The 18435-nt window shown below is 75.2% G+C and carries 11 protein-coding genes; 2 read left to right on the forward strand and 9 right to left on the reverse strand.

Annotated elements, in window-relative coordinates; translation table 11 throughout:
• Positions 1-43 precede the first annotated feature (43 nt).
• The 4 genes from EV386_RS16695 to EV386_RS16710 all read right to left on the reverse strand — a co-directional run bounded on the left by EV386_RS16695 (position 44) and on the right by EV386_RS16710 (position 6717).
• Complete coding sequence (locus tag EV386_RS16695; protein ID WP_130416414.1) at positions 44-865, reverse strand: alpha/beta fold hydrolase; 822 nt, start codon at positions 863-865, stop codon at positions 44-46.
• A 48-nt stretch (positions 866-913) separates the two neighbouring features.
• Positions 914-1759, reverse strand: coding sequence for an alpha/beta hydrolase (locus EV386_RS16700; protein ID WP_130416415.1), 846 nt, complete (start codon positions 1757-1759; stop codon positions 914-916).
• 40 nt (positions 1760-1799) lie between these two features.
• On the reverse strand, positions 1800-4724 hold the full coding sequence (locus tag EV386_RS16705) for a helix-turn-helix transcriptional regulator (protein ID WP_130416416.1): 2925 nt from the start codon (positions 4722-4724) through the stop codon (positions 1800-1802).
• Positions 4725-4836: 112 nt separating this feature from the next.
• Positions 4837-6717: a phosphoenolpyruvate carboxykinase (GTP) gene (locus tag EV386_RS16710; RefSeq protein WP_130416417.1), complete on the reverse strand. Its 1881-nt coding sequence runs from the start codon at positions 6715-6717 to the stop codon at positions 4837-4839.
• A gap of 110 nt (positions 6718-6827) precedes the next feature.
• Here EV386_RS16710 and EV386_RS16715 point away from each other — a divergent pair, with 110 nt between their 5' ends.
• Positions 6828-8312, forward strand: coding sequence for an XRE family transcriptional regulator (locus tag EV386_RS16715; RefSeq protein WP_130416418.1), 1485 nt, complete (start codon positions 6828-6830; stop codon positions 8310-8312).
• Between the two features lie 10 nt (positions 8313-8322).
• On the opposite strand, the gene EV386_RS16720 is transcribed toward EV386_RS16715, so the two are convergent.
• Complete coding sequence (locus EV386_RS16720; RefSeq protein ID WP_242608023.1) at positions 8323-9303, reverse strand: helix-turn-helix transcriptional regulator; 981 nt, start codon at positions 9301-9303, stop codon at positions 8323-8325.
• A gap of 130 nt (positions 9304-9433) precedes the next feature.
• Here EV386_RS16720 and EV386_RS16725 point away from each other — a divergent pair, with 130 nt between their 5' ends.
• Complete coding sequence (locus tag EV386_RS16725) at positions 9434-9799, forward strand: VOC family protein (protein WP_130416420.1); 366 nt, start codon at positions 9434-9436, stop codon at positions 9797-9799.
• A 64-nt stretch (positions 9800-9863) separates the two neighbouring features.
• Here EV386_RS16725 and EV386_RS16730 read toward each other — a convergent pair whose 3' ends face one another.
• The 4 genes from EV386_RS16730 to glpK all read right to left on the reverse strand — a co-directional run bounded on the left by EV386_RS16730 (position 9864) and on the right by glpK (position 18410).
• A complete protein-coding gene (locus EV386_RS16730) occupies positions 9864-11180 on the reverse strand; it encodes a M1 family metallopeptidase (protein ID WP_130416421.1) in 1317 nt (438 codons plus the stop codon).
• 11 nt (positions 11181-11191) lie between these two features.
• Positions 11192-15292, reverse strand: a complete 4101-nt coding sequence (locus EV386_RS16735; protein ID WP_207216630.1) for a Pls/PosA family non-ribosomal peptide synthetase — start codon at positions 15290-15292, stop codon at positions 11192-11194.
• A 197-nt stretch (positions 15293-15489) separates the two neighbouring features.
• Entirely contained in the window at positions 15490-16782 is a 1293-nt protein-coding gene (locus EV386_RS16740; protein WP_130416422.1) for an alpha/beta fold hydrolase, read from the reverse strand.
• A 113-nt stretch (positions 16783-16895) separates the two neighbouring features.
• Positions 16896-18410: a glycerol kinase GlpK gene (gene glpK / locus EV386_RS16745; RefSeq protein ID WP_130416423.1), complete on the reverse strand. Its 1515-nt coding sequence runs from the start codon at positions 18408-18410 to the stop codon at positions 16896-16898.
• Positions 18411-18435 lie beyond the last annotated feature (25 nt).

Consider the following 18435-nt stretch of genomic DNA (forward strand, 5'->3'; position numbering starts at 1 on the left):
GACGACTGCGGACGCCCGGATGACAGCGCCCGGGTGGGGTCGGTCAGGAGGCGATCCAGGCGAGCAGGTCGGCCGTGAACTCCTCCTCGTAGGCGCCGTGCAGGCCGTGCGGGGCGCCCGGGTACACCTTGAGCGTGGCGTCGGCGACGATCTTGGCGGTCTTGTGCGCGGCCGCCGCGATGGGCACGATCTGGTCGTCGTCGCCGTGCGCGACCAGCACCGGGACGTCGATCCTCTCCAGATCGGCCGTGTAGTCGACCTGCGAGAACTGCGCGACGCAGTCATACGCGGGCACCAACCCGGCCTGCATCGACAGGCGCCAAAACTGGTCGCGCACACCCTGGGTGAGCGTCGAGCCGTCGCGGTTGCCGCCGTAGAAGGGCACCGCGAGGTCCTGGTAGAACTGCGACCGGTCGGCCACGACGCCCGCGCGGATGCCGTCGAACACCTCCAGCGGCGTGCCCTCCGGGTTCTCGGGCGTCTGGACCATGAGCGGCGGCACCGCGCCCAGCAGCACGGCCTTGCGCACGCGCGCCGAGCCGTGACGGGCCAGGTAGTGCGCCACCTCGCCCCCGCCAGTGGAGTGGCCCACCAGGACGGCGTCGGTCAGGTCGAGCGTGTCGAACAGCGCCGCGAGGTCGTCGGCGTAGGTGTCCATGTCGTTGCCGGTGGACGTCTGGGTCGAGCGTCCGTGGCCGCGCCGGTCGTGCGCGATCCCGCGGAACCCGGCGTCGGCGACGGCCTTGAGCTGGCGGTCCCAGGCGTCGGCGTTGAGCGGCCAGCCGTGGCTGAACACCACGGGACGCCCGGCGCCCCAGTCCTTGTAGAAGATCTCGGCGCCGTCGGAGGCGGTGAGGAATGGCATGGCGGTCCCCTTCGTGGTGGCTCTCGTGGTGGGCTGTGCGGTGGGATCTCAGAGACTCAGGGCCGGGGTGTCGACCCTCTCCTCGATCCAGGCGAGGACGGCGTCGGCCACCTCGCCCCAGCCGTGGTCGATCGTGAGCGAGTGCCCGCGATCGACCTCCAGCAGGTCTGTGGGCGCGCTGGACGCGCGCCGGTGCAGGCGCGCCGTCGTGCGGGTGATCGACGGCGGCACGGTGCGGTCGCGCAGCCCGGCCACGAGCAGCAGCGGGCCGCGCTGTGCGTCGAAGTCGACGCGCGCGGGCGAGCGGGGCAGCAGGTTGGTGGCCGCGTCCTCGAACAGCGGGCGCCCCGGCGAGGGGATGGCCCAGCGCTCGAACAGCTCGTCCGACTCGGCGGGCGGCAGCGCGTTGCCGAACCCGTAGCGGAACTCCGCACGCGTCAACGCCACGGTGCCCGACCAGTGGGCCGGTCTGCGCAACGCGACCGAGGCCACCCGCAGCGCCGAGAGCGGCAGCGCGACGACGCCGCGCACCGGCGCCGCGTCGATCGCGACCGCGGCGCGCGCGTGCCCCTCGGCGAGCATGCGCTGCGCTACGAGCCCGCCGAACGAGTGGCCCACGACGACGGGCCGTGAGCCCAGCGACGCCGCGACGGCCGCGAGGTGGTCGACCACCGAGTCGATGCCGTGGCCGCCGCCGCGGGCGGGCTCGGCGCGCGCCTGCGCGACCGTCGCCGCCTCGTCGGGCCAGCGGGGTGCGACGACGACGCGGCCGGCCGCCGTGAGCCGCTCGACCCACGGCCCCCAGGAGTCGGCGTGCAGCCACAGGCCGTGCACGAGCAGCACGGGGGCTCGCCCGTCCGGCGTGGGCGCGTGGTTCACGGTCGCATCGCTCATGCGGCCAGCGTGCGCCGCGGGCGCGTGCCCGCGGCATCCGTCAGATGACTGGTCGTGCGTCGCCGACGACGTCGCGCAACTGGGCGCGTGAGGTCACGCCGAGCCTCGGGAACACCTGGTACAGGTGGAAGCCGACCGTGCGCGGCGAGAGGAACAGCCGCTCGCCGATCTGCCGGTTGGTCAGGCCCGCCGCGGCGAGCAGCACGATCTGGCGCTGCTGCGCCGACAGGGTCGCGAGCCCCGGGACCCCGCCACGGTCGGGCGCGCCCGCCGCCCGCACTCCCGCGGCCCGCAGCTCGCCGACCGCCCACGCGGCGTAGGGGCGCGCCCCGAGCCGTGCGAACGTCTCGGCCGCCCGGGACAGGTCCTCGCGGGCTTCCACGACGCGCCGCCGACGGCGCAGCCACGCGCCGCGGTCGGCGAGCGCGCGGGCGCGCTCGAAGGGCCACTCACCGCCGCGCGGCTGGGTCAGCGCGCTGGCGAATAGCGCCTCGGCCGCGTCGTCATCGGCGGCCACCAGCGCCTGCGCGTGCGCGGCCAACAGGTGGAGGCGCGGAGACGAGCCCGGCCCGACGGCGTCGCGCAGCGTGTGCGCGGCCGCGCGGGCCTCGGCGTTGCGTCCGGTGCGCAGCGCGCACGTGACCAGGTCGACCAACGCGTACAGCGACAGGTGCGGGTGGGCCGGGGCGCCGTCGTCGAGCACCAGGCGCAGCACCTGGTGCGCCCGCTCCCAGTCGCCCTCGCTCGCGGCCGCGACGCCGAGCGCCCACCGGGCGCGGACGCCCACCACGCGCGTGGCGTCCGGGTCGATCCCGACGAGCGCGGCGGCCGCCAGGTCGCGAGCCTCAGGTTCACCGCGCAGCGCCGCCAGGTGCGCGAGCGCGCCCTGCGAGGCCAGGCCCACGGTCTCGTTGCCCGTCGCGCTCGCGACACGCCGGGCCTCCTCGAGGCGCGCCCACGCCTCGTCCCACCGCCCGGCCTCCAACAGTGCGGCCCCATAGGTGTCGAGCACCAGCGCGTTGACGCCCTCGTGGTCCGGTCCGTCGAGCTTGCGCAGGTAGGCCGCCATGAGGTCGCAGGCCCGCGCCGTGTCGTCGATGACCCACGCGGCGCCCGACAGGCCGTTGAGCGCGATGTGGTCGAGCCCGTCCGGGTTGCCGTCGACGGCGTCGAGCAGGCGATCGATCGCGGCGCTCGTCACGGTCGCGTGCGCCGTCGGGTCGCACGCGGCGCGCGCCCACAGCAGTTGGGGGTGGTCGCTCGGGTCCCAGCCGGCGAGCGCCTCGCGCACGCGCGCGGTCAGGGCGGGGTCGCCCGACAGGTACGCGGCGACGGCGGCCGGGGCGATCGCGGCGCCCGCGGCGTCGGCCGTGCCGGCCGCGCCGGGGGCGCCGGAGGCGTGGGCCGGGTCGGGGTCGGCGGCGCCGTCCGGCCCGCCGCCGTGCGCGCCGCCGTGCGCGCTGTCGTGCCCGCTGTCGTGCTCGCTGTCGCCGCGGCCGTCGGGAGGGGCGCCGGGACCGCCGGGCCCGGCGGCGCTGGTCGGGGTGGGCGGCGCCAGCGTCCCCAGGAGCAGTGTCACCGCCTCGGCGTGCCGCGGTGTGCCCGTCAGCGCCCAGCCGGTCAGCCCGTCGACGGCGGCGCGTCGTGCGGGGGAGGCGAGCGCCCGAGCCCGCTCCATGAGCTCCAGCACCCAGGGACCCTGACCCGCGTACAGCGCGCACCAGCCCGCGTGCAGCAGGCGCTCGACGGCGACGTCGGGGTCGGGGGTCAGACCCGCGGCGCGTTCGAGCGCCCGGCCCGCCGACGACCAGCCGCCGCGCAGCCGGGCGCGCTCGGCGGTCGCGTCGAGCAGCGCGGCGGCCTCCTCGTCGGGCCCCACGGCGGCCGCGGCCACGTGCCAGGCGTGCCGGTCGGCGTCGTGACGCACCAACTGGGCCAGCTCACGGTGCGCGGCCGTGCGGCGGGCGAGCGTCGCCGCCCCGTAGACCGCCGAGCGCACGAGCGGGTGCCGGAACTCGACCGCCGGCGCGCCGCCACCCGCCGCCGTCAGGCGCACCAGTCCCGCGCGCTCGGCGGGCTCCCAGTCCTCCAACCGCGTGTGGGCGGCGAGGACGGCGCTCAGGTCGGCGGCGCCGGCGGCGGCGGCCAGCAGCAGCAGGTCGCGGGTCGCGGGCGGCAGCGTCTGCGTGCGGTCGGTGAAGGCGCGTTCGAGCCGGGCGGTCAGCGGCGCCGGGGCCGCGTCGTCGACCGGCAGGCGGGCGTCGGCCCGCGCGAGCTCGACCAGCGCGAGCGGGTTGCCCTCGGCGTGCCGCAGCACGCGCCGTCGCCGCTCGCCGCGGGGTGGGGTGGGCTGGGCGTCGACGAGGGCGGCGGCCGCCCCGGGCTCCAGGGGGCCGAGGTGGAGCGTGGTCAGGTGCCGGGTGTCGCGGCCCGTGGGCCGCGAGCCCAGCAGCAGCGCGACCGGCTCGCCGTCGAGCCGTGTGGCGACGAAGTCGAGCACCCGCGCGCTCGCCGGGTCGACCCAGTGCAGGTCGTCGACGACGGCGAGCACGCGCCGGTCGTCGCGCGCGAGGTCCGACAGCAGGGTCAGGACGCCGATCGCGAGGCGCAGCGGGTCTGGCACGGCTGAGTCAGGCACGGCCGGGTCGGGCGACGTCACGGCGAGGCCGAAGGCCGCCCGGAGCGCGGCGGCCTGCGCGCCGGGCAGGGCGTCGACGCCGTCGAGCGCCGGGCGCAGCAGGCGGTGCAGCGCGGCGTGGTCCGCGTCCTGCTCGTGCGCGGTGCCGCGGGCCACGAGCACGGCCTGGCCCTCAGCGCGCGCCCGCTCGACCGCGTGGGTCAGCAGCGTCGTCTTGCCCGTGCCCGCGTCCCCGAGCACCAGGAGGGCCGCAGGGCCGCGGCCCGCGACGACGTCGTCGACGCGGGCGAGCTCGTCGTCGCGTCCGAGGACGCCAGCGCCAGCCACCGCCCCAGCATGACGCACCCACCTGTGTGCCGCGTCACAACCCGAGGGCGTGGCGAGCGTGCGAGGGGCCCTGCGGGGAGGCCCTGCGGGGGAGGCCCGCAGGGCCAGCCCGTCAGGCCGTGGCCTGGGCGCTCGTCAGGCGCCGGCGCAGGCTCGCGAGCTGGTCGCGCAGACGCTGCGGCACGCGGTCGCCGAAGACGGCGAAGAACTCCTCGGTCAGATCGGCCTCGCGCAGCCATGGCTCGGGCTGGACGTCGAGCAGCGCCGCCAGGTCCGCCTCGGGGACGTCGAGGCCAGTGACGTCGAGTGCGCCGGGGGCCGGGACCAGGCCGACGGGCGAGGCCGCGGCGCCCTCGGCGACGCCGGAGCCCGCGGCGCGGCCGCGCTCGACCTGGTCGGCGATCCACGCCACCACGCGCGAGTTCTCGCCGAAGCCGGGCCACAGATAGCGCCCGTCGGCGCCCTTGCGGAACCAGTTGACCTGGAAGATGTGCGGGCGGCGGGCCGGGTCGAGCCCGTCGCCGACGGCGAGCCAGTGTGCCCAGTGGTCGGCCATCATGTAGCCGCAGAACGGCATCATGGCGAAGGGGTCGCGGCGCAGCTCGCCCACGGCGCCCTCGGCGGCCGCGGTGCGCTCGGAGCTGATGGTCGCCCCGAGGAACACGCCGTGGTCCCAGCTCAGCGCGTGCGTCACGAGCGGCACGTTGGTCGCGCGCCGCCCACCGAACACGATGGCGTCGACCGGCACGCCGGCCGGGTCGTCCCAGTCGGGCGCGATCGTCGGGCACTGCGCGGCCGCGACCGTGAAGCGCGCGTTGGGGTGCGCGGCCGGGCGGCCCGCGGCGCCGTCGTCGGGCGTCCAGTCCTGGCCGGTCCAGTCGATCAGATGCGCGGGCGCCTGCGGGGTCAGGCCCTCCCACCACACGTCGCCGTCGTCGGTCAGGGCCACGTTGGTGAAGATGACGTCGTGGCCGAGCGTCGCGATGGCCGTGGGGTTGGTGTCGACGCCGGTGCCGGGCGCCACGCCGAAGAACCCGGCCTCGGGGTTGATGGCGCGCAGGGCGCCGTCGTCGTCGGGGCGCATCCACACGATGTCGTCGCCGAGCGTCTCGACCTCCCATCCCGGCAGCGTGGGGCGCAGCATCGCGAGGTTGGTCTTGCCGCACGCGCTGGGGAACGCCGCGGCCAGGTGGTAGCGCCGGCCCTGGGGGGAGGTGACGCGCACCAGCAGCATGTGCTCGGCGAGCCAGCCCTCGTCGCGGGCCATGACCGAGGCGATGCGCAGCGCGAAGCACTTCTTGCCCAGCAGCGCGTTGCCGCCGTAGCCCGAGCCGTAGGACCAGATCTCGCGCGACTCGGGGAACTGGACGATGTACTTGGTGTCGTCGCACGGCCACGGGACGTCCTGCTCGTCCGGCGCCAGGGGCGCGCCGACGCTGTGCACCGCGGGAACCCACTGCTGGCCCGCGTCGATGAGCCGGAGCACCTGGGTCGACACGCGCGTCATGACGTGCATCGAGACCACGACGTAGGGCGAGTCGGTGATCTCGACGCCCACCTGGGAGATGGGACCGCCGAGGGGGCCCATCGAGAACGGCACGACGTACATGGTGCGTCCGCGCATCGACCCGGCGAAGACCTCGCGCAGCTCGGCGCCCATGGCCGCGGGCGAGCGCCAGTTGTTGGTCGGGCCCGCGTCCTGCTCGCGCTCGGAGCAGATGAACGTGCGCGCCTCGACGCGCGCGACGTCGGACGGGTGCGAGCGGGCGAGGTAGGACCGGGGGCGCTTGGCCTCGTCAAGTTTGATGAGTGTGCCGGAGGCGACCATCTCGTCGAGCAGCCGCCGCTTCTCCGCCGCCGATCCGTCGCACCACACGATGGCGTCGGGGAGCGTGAGCGCGGCGACCTGCGCGACCCAGGCTTCGACCGATCCGTCGGCCGGGGCGACCACGGCCTGGGCGCGGGTGGGGACGGGTGCGGTGCTCGTCGGCATGGGGTTCTCCTCGTTTCTGGCCGGACACCCTCGACGATTCCGCAATCAGCGCCCCATTTGCCAGCATTCGAGGTGTCAAGAACGCAGGTTCTTGACGTAGCGTGAAGGGCATGGCTTCCGACGACGCCGCGCCCGACCTCCTCACGCTCGGCCGCCGCGTGCGTCACCTGCGCACTCGCCGCGGGCTGACGCTCGACGCGCTCGGCTCCGCCGTCGGATGCGGGCCGTCACTGCTGTCGCTCATCGAGAACGGGCGGCGCGAGCCGCGCCTGTCGCTGCTGCGCGCGCTCGCCGACGCGCTGGGCGTCGACGTCGCCGACCTGCTCGCCCCCGAGGCGCCCGACCGGCGCTCGGCGCTCGAGATCGAGCTCGAGCGCGCCCAGCGCGGGCCGCTGTTCGACGCGCTCGCCCTGCCCGTCGTCAAGCCCTCCCAGCGCCTGCCGATGCCCGTGCTCGAACAGCTCGTGGGCCTGCACGCCGAGCTCACGCGCCGCGAGAAGGCCGCGATCGCCACGCCCGAGGAGGCCCGCCGCGCCAACACGGAGCTGCGTCTGGAGCGGCAGGCCCGCGGCAACTACTTCCCCGAGATCGAGGTGGTCGCCGAGCAGATGATCACGCAGGCCGGCTACGTGGGCGGCGGCGCGGTGACGCACCGCAGCGTCGCGCGCCTGGCGCAGTCATTGGGCTTCGAGATCCTCTACGTCACCGACCTGCCGCGCTCGGCGCGCACCGTGACCGACCTCAAGCACGGGCGCATCTACCTGCCGCAGGCCTCGACACCGGGGGGCCACGGCCTGCGCTCGCTCGCGCTGCAGGCCGTCGCGCACCGCGTGCTGGGCCATGAGCGCCCACGCTCCTACGCCGAGTTCCTGCGCCAGCGGGTCGAGATCACCTACTTCGCCTCGGCGTGCCTGGTGCCGCGCACTGCCGCCGTCGACTACCTGCGGGCGCGCAAGCGCGAGCGGGACCTCGCCGTCGAGGACTTCCGCGACGCGTTCGGCGTCACCCACGAGGCCGCGGCGATGCGCCTGACCAACCTCGCCACCTCACACCTCGACATGCCGCTGCACTTCCTGCGCATCGGCGCCGACGGCGCCCTGTTCCGCGGCTACTCCAACGACGGCATGCCGTTCCCGCAGGACGTCACGGGCGCCATCGAGGGCCAGCTCGTGTGCCGCAAGTGGGCCGCGCGCGCGGCGTTCGAGCGCCGCGACCGGGCGACCGAGTACTACCAGTACACCGACACGCCCGCCGGGACGTACTGGGGCTCGGTGCAGATGGGAGCGAGCGGGCCCGTGCCGCCCGACGGCTTCGGCTCAGGCGCCTTCTCGATCACCGTGGGCGTGCCCTACGCGCACGCCAAGTGGTTCCGCGGGCGTGACACGCGCCTGCGCCGCGTGTCGACCTGCCCCGACCCCGCGTGCTGCCAGCTCCCGCCCGCCGACCTCGCCGAGCGCTGGGCCGCCAGCTCGTGGCCCAGCGCGCGCATCCACCAGCAGGTGCTCACCGCACTGCCGCGCGGCGCCTTCCCCGGCGTCGACGACGCCGAGCTGTACGCGTTCCTCGACCGGCACGCGCCGCTGGAGGACGGCTGAGCGAGGGGCCTCACCCGCCCCGGACGGCGTCGCTGGGGGGCGCCACTGCGCGGTCGTCCGACGGGGGCGCGTGCCGCTCGGCCAGGTCCGCGGCGAGCTGACGGATGCGTTCGCGTGCAGACGGCGGGGTGAGCACCTCGATGTGGTCGCCGAACTGGAGGAGTTGGCGCACCGCCTCGACGTCCCGGTAGCGGACGACGACGGTGCACCACCCCCGCTCGGCGTCGCGGACCTCGTGGAGGCGGGCGCCGAGGATGCGCCGCGCGAGGTCGAGTCGGCTCTCGCGCAGACGCGCGGTCACGCTCACCTGACCTGAGGTCTCGGTGCGCTCCCGCAACGCCGCCCACACGGTCCGCAGGCTCTGGCCTGGGCGGATTGCGGCCGGCGCGTCGAGCGGCTCGTAGTCCGAGAGCCGTTCCAGGGCGAACAGCCGGCCGGCGCCCTGGTCGTCGGCGATGAGGTACCAGCGGCCCGACTTCGCCACGAGCCCGTACGGGTCGACGACCCGCGTGGACGCCCGCCCCTCGGCGCTGCGCCGGTACTGGATGCGCAGCCGGCGTCGATGACGCAGCGCCTGGGCGAGTTCAGCGACGTCCACGCCCGCCGTCGGACCCGTCAGCCACGCGCTGCTGTCCACCACGACCAGGTCGGCCAACCGCAAGAGGTTCGCGCTCCCGGGCGCCGCCTGGCGGGCGGCGATCTTGCCCACGGCCCTCTCGTGCGCCGCGCTCAGCCCGAGGCGCTCCAACGGCTCGCCGTCCAAACCGGCGACGGACAACGCCTCCAGCTCGCCGGGCTCAAGGTGGGCGGCGTCGAACCGCGCGCCGGGGAGCAGGACGATCCCGCCGTTGCGCCCCCGCTCCGCGTACACCGGCACACCGGCGATCGAGAGCGCCTCGACATCTCGCAGCACCGTGCGCCGGGAGACCTCCAGGCGCTCGGCGAGTTCGGTGGTGGTCATGCGCTGGCGCGTCTGCAAGAGCAACAGCATGCGCAACAACCTCGCGGCCTTCATGGTGAGCAACTCTCGCAGAAAAGGTGACAGGTTCTGTCGTGATTCGGGGGTCTGCTGACCTGGCGAGAACCCGTCAACAACAACCCGTCAACCCCAGGAGCCCTCCGTGCCCACACCCAACCTGTTCCTGACCTGCGTCCGCGACGCCGAGGCGGCCACCGCCTTCTACAGCAGCCTGTTCGAGGTCGAGCCGACCTTCACCAGCCCCCGCTACGTGGCCTTCGACGTGGCCCCAGGTGTCGCGTTCGCGTTGTGGACCGGCCGCAGCGAGCACGCCGTGGCGAGCACCCCGCGCACGAGCGAGGTCGGGCTGATGGTGCCCGGTCCGGCGTCCGCGGTGGACGAGATCTTCACGAGGTGGGTCGCCCAGGGCGCCCAGGTCGTGCAGGAGCCGTACGACGACGTCTTCGGCCGCACCTTTGTGGTCGCGGACCCGGACGGCAATCTCATCCGGGTCTCCCCGACCGACTGACCCGATCAGCCGCCCTTCCCCGCGGTCAGCCCGTCTGGTCAGCCTGTCTGGTCAGCCTGTCTGGTCAGCGCGGCGAGATCGCGGGGAGGGGGGCGGCGTCGAGCCACGGGGTCAGGCCGTCTGCGGCCGGGGCGCCGCAGCGCTCGGCGACCAGCGCGCGGAAGTCCGCCGTCGTCACGACCGCCCCGCTGTGCCGGCGGGTCCACTCGCGCACCAGCGCGAAGAACGCCTCGTCGCCCACGCGCGTGCGCAGCGCGTGCAGCGTCAACGCCCCGCGCTTGTAGACCCGGTCGTCGAACACCCGCTCGGGGCCGGGGTCGGTGAGCACCAGGTCCTGCGGCGCCCGAACCAGGCGCGCGTGGTGCTCGTCCGCCAGCGCCTGCGCGCTCGGGCCGCCCGAGCGCTGCGACCACAGCCACTCGGCGTAGCAGGCGAACCCCTCGTGCAGCCAGATGTCCGCCAGCGTCCGCGCGGTCACCGCGTTGCCGAACCACTGGTGCGCGAGCTCGTGCGCCACCAGGCGGTCCTCGGGGCGCGTGCCGTCGAGGTGGTTGGCGCCGAACACGGCCGTGCCATGCGCCTCGAGCGGGATCTCCAGTTCGTCGGAGGTCACCACCACGGTGTAGGAGCCGAACGGATAGGGGCCGAACAGCTCCTCGAAGCACTCCAGCAGCTCGTCGTGCCGGTCCAGGTCGTGCGCGACGGCGGCCGCCTGCGCGGCCGGGCGCGCGACCCGCACCCGCGGAGTCTCCCGCGCGCCCAGCGCGACGACGTCGTAGCGACCGATCTGCACCGTGGCCAGGTAGGTCGACAGCGGCTCGGTGCGCTCGAACACCCAGGTGCGCGTCCCGGCGCGGCGCGTGACCGTCGCGACGGGCGCGTTGGCCACCACGGTGTAGGGCGCGTCGGTCGTGAGCGTGAGGTCGAGCGTGGCCTTGTAGCCCGAGTGGTCGTTGCACGGGAACCACGTCGGGGCGCCGTCGGGCTGGCCCGCGACCAGCACGCCCTCGCTCAGCTCCTCCCACCCGGTCTCGCCCCACGGCCCCTTGGCGGGCCTCGGGTTGCCCGCGTAGGTGACTGCGACCGTCGTCGTCGCCCCGGCCTCCAGCGGGCGCGGCAGCCGCACGCGCAGCGAGCGGGGCTTGCGCGTGAACTTGGCCGCTTTGCCGCCCACCTCGGCGCGCGTGACGCGCAGGCCCACCAGGTCGAGCCGCACCTCCTCCAGGGGCGCCAGGGCCCGCACGCTCAGGCGCGCGACGCCCTCCAGCCGGTTGGGCTCGACGCGATAGCGCAGGTCGAGCGCGTAATGGTCGACGACGTAGTCACCGCTCCCGTGGTGCGGCAGGTAGCGGTCGGGGTCGGCGGACCGGCGTTGCGGCATGGCCGGTGACCTTACCGCGCCCGGCTGGTCCGGTCAGCGCGCCGATCGCGCGCGTCACGCCCACTCGGCGCGGTCCGCCCGCCGGCCCACGGCCCCACGGGGTTGCCCTGCCAACGCGAGGCCGCGGGCAGCACCTCGCCGCGCATGACGAGCGACGCCGGCCCGGCCACCGTGCCTGCCCCGAGGCGCGCGGCGGGCAGCACCACCGAGTGCGGCCCGACGGTCCCGCCGTCCTGCACCGCGACGGTGTCGAGGCTCATGACCCGGTCGTGGAACAGGTGCGTCTGCAGCACGGTTCCACGCCCGACGGCGGCGCCGTCGCCGAGGGTGACCAGGTCGCCCTCGGGCAGCCAGTACGTCTCGCACCACACGCCGCGCCCGATGCGCGCGCCCATGGTGCGCAGCCACGCGGTCAGCAGCGGCGTGCCGAGCACGTGGTTGGCGAACCAGGGCGCGGCGACCACCTCGGTGAACGTGTCGGCCAGCTCGTTGCGCCACACGAACCCGCTCCACAGCGGGTGCTCGGTCGCCCGGAACCGGCCCACGAGCGCCCACTTGACGCCCGTGGTGACCGCCGCGGCGAGCAGTCCCGCCACGATGAGCGTGGCCCCGGCCGCCAGCCCGGCCGCGGCCCAGCCCGCCAGGCGCGCGACCTCCAGCACCGCGACGACGACGCCCGCCCCCAACGCCGCCGCGACCACGACGGCGCTCAGCCGCGCCGCCTCGATGGCGCCGCGCGCCCACAGCAGCCGCGCGGGCGGGTCGTAGGTCAGCCCCTCGTCGTCGGACCCGGCGGCCGCGCGCGGCAGCAGCACGGGCGGGCTGCCGATCCACGACGAGCCCTTCTTGGCCTTGTGCGGCGCCGCCGACAGCACCGCGACGAGCCCGTTCTTGGGCACCGAGCGTCCGGGGGCCGTGATGCCCGAATTGCCGAGGAACGCGCGCCTGCCGACCTTGGCGCGCTCGACGCGCATCCATCCGCCGCCCAGCTCGTAGGGGGCGACCATGGTGTCGTCGGCGAGGAACGCGCCGTCGGAGGCCTCCATCATCTTCGGGATGCCCACCACGGTCGACGCCTCGACGCGCCGCCCCATCTTCGCGCCCAGCAGCCGCAGCCAGCCGGGCGTGAACACGCTGGAGTACAGCGGGAACAGCGCCGTGCGCGCGGCGTCCATGACCCGCTCGGTGCACCACGCCTGCCATCCGACCCGGCTGCGCACCGGGTGGAACCCCGGCGTCATCTCCAGGCTCAGCAGCCGCACCAGCACGAGGGCGCCGAGCGCGTAGGCCGCGAACGCCGCCAGCGTCGCGAGCGGCAGCCACGCGAACGCCGACCCGAGCGCCGCGGCGGGCGTGGCGGCGTCGTCGGCGGCCCGCAGCAGCACCAGCACGCCCACGCCGACGGCGGCGAGCGGGTGCAGGGCCAGCACGGCGCCGCTGACCTGGTAGGCCGCCGCCCAGCGGCGAGCGCGCGGTGGCCGCCGCTCGGGCCACGGGTGCTTGACCTGGCTGCGCCGCCGCGTCGCGGGCGACCCCTCCCAGTACTCGTCCTTGCCCGTGGCGCCGACGACGGCGGAGCCCGCCGCGACGTCGGTGCCACGCCCCACGCGCGCCCCGGGCAGCAGCACGCTGCGCGCGCCCACCGTGGCGCCAGGACCGATGACCACGCGCCCCACGTGCAGCACGTCGCCCTCCAGCCAGTGCCCGGCGAGGTCGACCTCGGGCTCGACGGCCGCGCGGTCGCCGACCGTCAGCAGGCCCGTGACGGGTGGGAGGGTGTGCAGGTCGACACCGCGCCCGACGCTCGCGCCCAGCGCGCGGGCGTACACGCCGACCAGGGGAGCGGCCGCGATCGTCAGGCCGCCGAAGGCCTCGACCACCTGCTCGGCGAGCCACAGACGCCGGTGGACCGACCCGCCGCGCGGGTGGTCGCCGGGCTTGACGCCGCGCAGCAGCAGGCGCGCGGCGCCCGCGGACAGCGCGAGGCGGCCCGGTGCGCTGACCAGCGCGAGCCAGGCGACGGCGAGCGCAGGCCACGGCGCCACGGGCAGGTCCTCGACCAGCCGCGTCACGCCCGTGCCCAGGTCCCACCCCGCAGGCAGCGCGGCCAGGATCGTGACGACCAGCGCCGCCCACACCGCCCACCGCAGCCCGGCCACGAGCCGCAGCACCGCGAGCATGACGACCTGGAAGGCCTGCGTCGACGCCGGGGTCGGCGTGCCGCGCGGGGGAGTGTCGGCGCCGACGGTGTCCGGGGCGCCGTAGGCGGACTCCAGGTGCGCCGCCAGATCCTCGACCGTCGGGTTCGCGTACAGGTCGGCGACTGTCGCGAGCGGGTAGCGCTCGCGCACCGCCGAGACGACCTGGGCCGCTGTCAGGCTCCCGCCGCCCAGGTCGAAGAAGTCGTCGTCGGGGGCGGTGGGCGCGACGCCGAGCACGCGCGCCCACAGGCCCGCGACCCAGCCCGCCGTGCCGCCGCCCAGGTCGGCGGCCTCGACGGCGCCGGCCACCTCGTCGTCCAGCGGCCACGGCAGCGCGTCTCGGTCGACCTTGCCGCTCGTGCGCGTGGGGATGTCCTCGACCACCCCGACCAGCGGCACGAGCGCCGCGGGCAGCACCGCGCGCAGGTGCGCCGTCAGCGCGGCGGCGTCGAACGCGTCCGGGTCGGCGGGCACCACGTACCCGACGATGACCTGGTTGCCCGCCGCGGCCCGACGCACGGCGGCGGCCGCCGCGCCGACCTGCGGGTCGGCGAGCAGCGCCGCGTCGACCTCGCCCAGCTCGATGCGCCGCCCGCCCACCTTGACCTGGTCGTCGGCGCGGCCCACGAACAGCAGGCCCGCGGGGTCGTTGACCACCAGGTCGCCTGACCGGTACGCCCTCTCCCAGCCGAGCGAGGGCAGCGGCGCGTACTTCTCGGCGTCCTTCGCGGTGTCGAGATAGCGCGCCAGGCCGACCCCACCGATGACGAGCTCACCCGTGGCGCCGGCCGCGACCGGCTCGCCCGCCTCGTCGACCACGACGAGGTCCCACCCGTCGAGCGGCAGGCCGATGCGCACGGACCCCTGCCCGTCGAGCGGCGCCGCGCACGCGACCACGGTCGCCTCGGTGGGGCCGTAGGTGTTCCACACCTCGCGGCCGGGGGCGACGAGCCTGGCCGCGAGGTCGGGCGGCACCGCCTCGCCGCCGAAGATCAGCAGGCGCACACCCGCCAGGTCGGCGGGCGGCAACAGGCCCGCCAGCGTGGGCACCGTCGAGATGGCCGTGATGCCCTGTGCGGCGACCCAGGGGCCCAGGTCGAGGCCCGTGCGCACCAGCGCGCGGTCGGCGGGCGCGAGGCACGCGCCGTGGCGCCAGGCGAGCCACATCTCCTCGCACGACGCGTCGAACGCGACCGACAGTCCCGCCAGCACGCGGTCGCCCGGCCCCAGCGGGGCGCCGGGGACGAAGAGGCGCGCCTCGGCGTCGACGAAGGCGGCCGCGCTGCGATGGGTGACCGCGACGCCCTTGGGGACGCCGGTCGAGCCCGAGGTGAAGATGATCCACGCGTCATCGTCGGGCGCGGGCCCCCCGCTGGTTGAGCCTGTCGAAACCGGCTCCCCGCTGGTTGAGCCTGTCGAAACCCGGTTGGGGGTGGTTTCGACAGGATCAACCACCAGTGTGGTGGTGGGGGTGGTTTCGACAGGCTCAACCACCGGGGGCTCAACCACCGGTGGGGTGACGGGAGTGATCGTCGCGTCGTCGCCCACGACGGCGACCACGCCCGCCTCGCCGAACACCAGGTCGGCGCGCTCGGCGGGGTCGTCCTTGTCGACCGGGACGTACGCCGCGCCCGCGTGCAGCACCGCAAGGATCGACAGGTACAGGTCCGCGCGGCCCGACGTCGCCCGCACGCCGACGCGGTCGCCGCGCCGCACCCCAGCAGTGGCCAGCGCGTGCGCCCGTGCGCGCACCTCGTCGGCGACCTGCGCGTACGTCCACGTCCGGGCGCCGTCGTCGATCGCGGGCGCGTCCGGGTGGGCGGCGGTCGTCGCGGCGAGCACGTCGACCAGCGTGCGCGCGGCGGGTGCGCGGTCGCCGGCGAGCAGGGCAGGGCAGGGCCCCGAGGGCAGGGTCACGCGTGGTCCTCTCGTCGCCGGGCGAGCGGCGCGCCGCCGCCTGCAAGGATAGGCGCCGCTCGCCCGGGAGCGCCGCCGCGGACGAGCGTGTGAGCGGTCGGCGCCCCGTCCGGACGCCGGTCAGCCGTGTGCGTCGCGCGGCCGGGCCCCGGTCAGGTGAGTGGGCCGCGGGGCCAGGGTGGGTCGGCGCCTCAGTGGAGCGGGCCGCCGCGCTCGTCGAGGCGGCGCAGCAGCGTCGCCAGCACGTCGCCCATGCGCAGGCCGTCGTGCTCGTGCTCGTTGGTGACCCACGCCGCGGCGTTGCCGACATGCGCGGCCGTCTCGAGCGACAGCCCGGCGTCGACGTACATGTCGTCGAAGTACACGGCGGCCTCGACCGGCGCCTCGTTCGCGCCCAACCGCGCCAGGTCGTACAGGTCGCCCCAGCCGTCGCGCCGCGCGAGCGCCTCGGCCGCCGCGCGATACCCGCGCAGCTCGGCCTGCTCGAACATGTGGGGGTAGATCATCTCGCCCGTCAGCAGCAGCGGGTCGGCGCCCGGCGCGAAAGCCGGATCCGCCTCCAGCACGCGCTGCGCGGCCCACGCCGTCGGCCCGGTGTGCGACTGCGCGTATATCGACTCGTGCACGACGGCGTACAGCGGGTTGGTGCGAAACGACGTCGCCGCCTCGACCTCCGCGAGGAACGTGTCGGTCAGCTCGCCGTCGGCGTCGAAGGCCTCGTCGAGGATCCAGTGCGCCCGCTCGAACCCCGGCCGCATGCCGAAGCCCATCCCGAGCGCCTGCACACGCGGAACCGTCAACGGGTCGCCGCACGGCAGGACGACGCCACCCGCCGCGACGCGGTCGACGACGCGGCGCAGCGCCCCGGCGTCGTGCGGGTAGCGCGCGTGGAAGACGGCGTTCTTGGCGGCCACGCGCGGCTGCGTGCGCACGTAGACCTGCGTGGCGCTCGCCGTCAGGCCAGGCAAGCCGCCCGTGACGTAGCACGCGTCGAGCGCCTCGGGCGCGAGCGACAGGTAGGTCAGGGTGATGAACCCGCCGTACGACTGGCCCAGGGACGACCAGCGGCGCCCGTCGTACAGCGTGCGGCGGATGTGCTCGGCGTCGCGCACGATCGCGTCGGCGCGGAAATGGGACAGGTGCTCGGCCTGGGCGGCGCCGTCGCCGACCGCCGCGAGGCGCCGCGCGGACACCGGCGACGAGCGGCCGGTGCCGCGCTGGTCGAGCAGCACGACGCGGAAGCGCTCCAGCGCGGTCGCCAGCCAGCCGTCGGCGCCCATCGGACGCGGACCCTTGCCGCCGGGGCCGCCCTGGAGGAACACCAGCAGCGGCAGATCCTCGAACCGGCGGTGCGCGGCCACGACCTCGCGCACGAACACCGACACGGACGCGGCGTCGTCGGGCGCCGACCAGTCGAGGGGGACGTCGAGGACGCGGTCGACGACGTGCACGCCGGGAATGGTGTAGGCGACTTCGCTGCTCACGGTCGCCAGCCTACGAGGGCCGCGGGGTCTCGACAGGCTCGACCGGCTGGTGGGGTCCGCAGGCACGACCGGCGGGCTGGGCTGGGCCGCCGTCGCGGCCCAGCCCAGCGCCGTCACTGCGTGTCGGCGTCGACCCAGTCGAACGTCTTGGTCACGGCCTTCTTCCACTGCCGGTAGAGCCGATCACGCTCGTCGGCCTCCATCGCGGGCGACCAACGCCGGTCCTCGGCCCAGTTGGCGGTGACGTCGCGCTCACCCGACCAGAACCCGACGGCGATGCCCGCGGCGTACGCGGCGCCGAGCGCCGTCGTCTCGGCGACCTGCGGGCGCACGACGTCGACGCCGAGCTGGTCGGCCTGGAACTGCATGAGCAGCTCGTTGGCGACCATGCCGCCGTCGACCTTGAGCTCGGTCAGCTCGACGCCCGAGTCGGCCTTCATGGCCTCCAGCACCTCGCGCGTCTGGAACGCCGTCGACTCAAGGGCCGCGCGCGCGATGTGGTTGCGGTTGACGTACCGGGTCAGGCCCACCAGCGCACCGCGGGCGTCAGGGCGCCAATACGGGGCGAACAGACCCGAGAACGCGGGCACGAAGTACGCGCCGCCGTTGTCCTCGACCTTGCGGGCCATCCACTCGACGTCGGGAGCGTCGGTGATGATGCCGAGGTTGTCGCGCAGCCACTGGATGAGCGAGCCCGTCACGGCGATCGAGCCCTCCAGCGCGTACCGCGGCTCCTGGTCGCCGATCTTGTAGCAGACCGTGGTCAGCAGCCCGTTCTTGGACGGCACCTTCTCCGTGCCCGTGTTGAGCAGCATGAAGTTGCCGGTGCCGTAGGTGTTCTTCGCGGTGCCGGGCGTGAAGCACGCCTGCCCGAACGTCGCGGCCTGCTGGTCGCCCAGGATGCCCGCGATGGACACCCCCGGCAGCAGCCCGCCGGCGCGGCCCGGGCCGTAGACCTCGGACGACGAGCGGATCTGCGGCAGCATCGACATCGGAATGCCCATGTCGGCGGCGATGTCCTGGCGCCACGAGAGCGTGTCGAGGTCCATCAGCATGGTGCGCGAGGCGTTGGTCACGTCGGTGATGTGCACTCCGCCGTCGGGCCCGCCCGTCATGTTCCACAGCACCCACGCGTCGGTGTTGCCGAACAGCAGGTCGCCGCGCTCGGCCGCCTCACGCGCGCCGGGCACGTTGTCGAGGATCCACTTGACCTTGGGGCCCGAGAAATACGTCGCCAGCGGCAGGCCCACGATCGACTTGTACCGGTCGGGGCCGACGTCGCCGCCGAGCTCCTCGACGATCGCCTGCGTGCGGGTGTCCTGCCACACGATCGCGTTGTAGACGGGCTTACCCGTCTTGCGGTCCCACACGACCGTCGTCTCGCGCTGGTTGGTGATGCCGACGGCCGCGATGTCGGTGTAGGTGACGTTGGCGCGCGTCAGGGCCAGGCCGACGGCCTCGCGCACGTTGTTCCAGATCTGATCGGGGTTGTGCTCGACCCAGCCCGCCCGCGGGAAGATCTGGTCGTGCTCCAGCTGGCCGGTCGAGATCACCCGGCCGGAGTGGTCGAAGATCATCGCCCGCGAGCTCGTGGTCCCCTGGTCGATGGCGAGGACGTAGTCAGGCATGGTGCTGCGTCTCCTTCACGTCGTT

This window comes from Xylanimonas ulmi, assembly GCF_004216535.1.
Taxonomy (GTDB): Bacteria; Actinomycetota; Actinomycetes; order Actinomycetales; family Cellulomonadaceae; genus Xylanimonas; species Xylanimonas ulmi.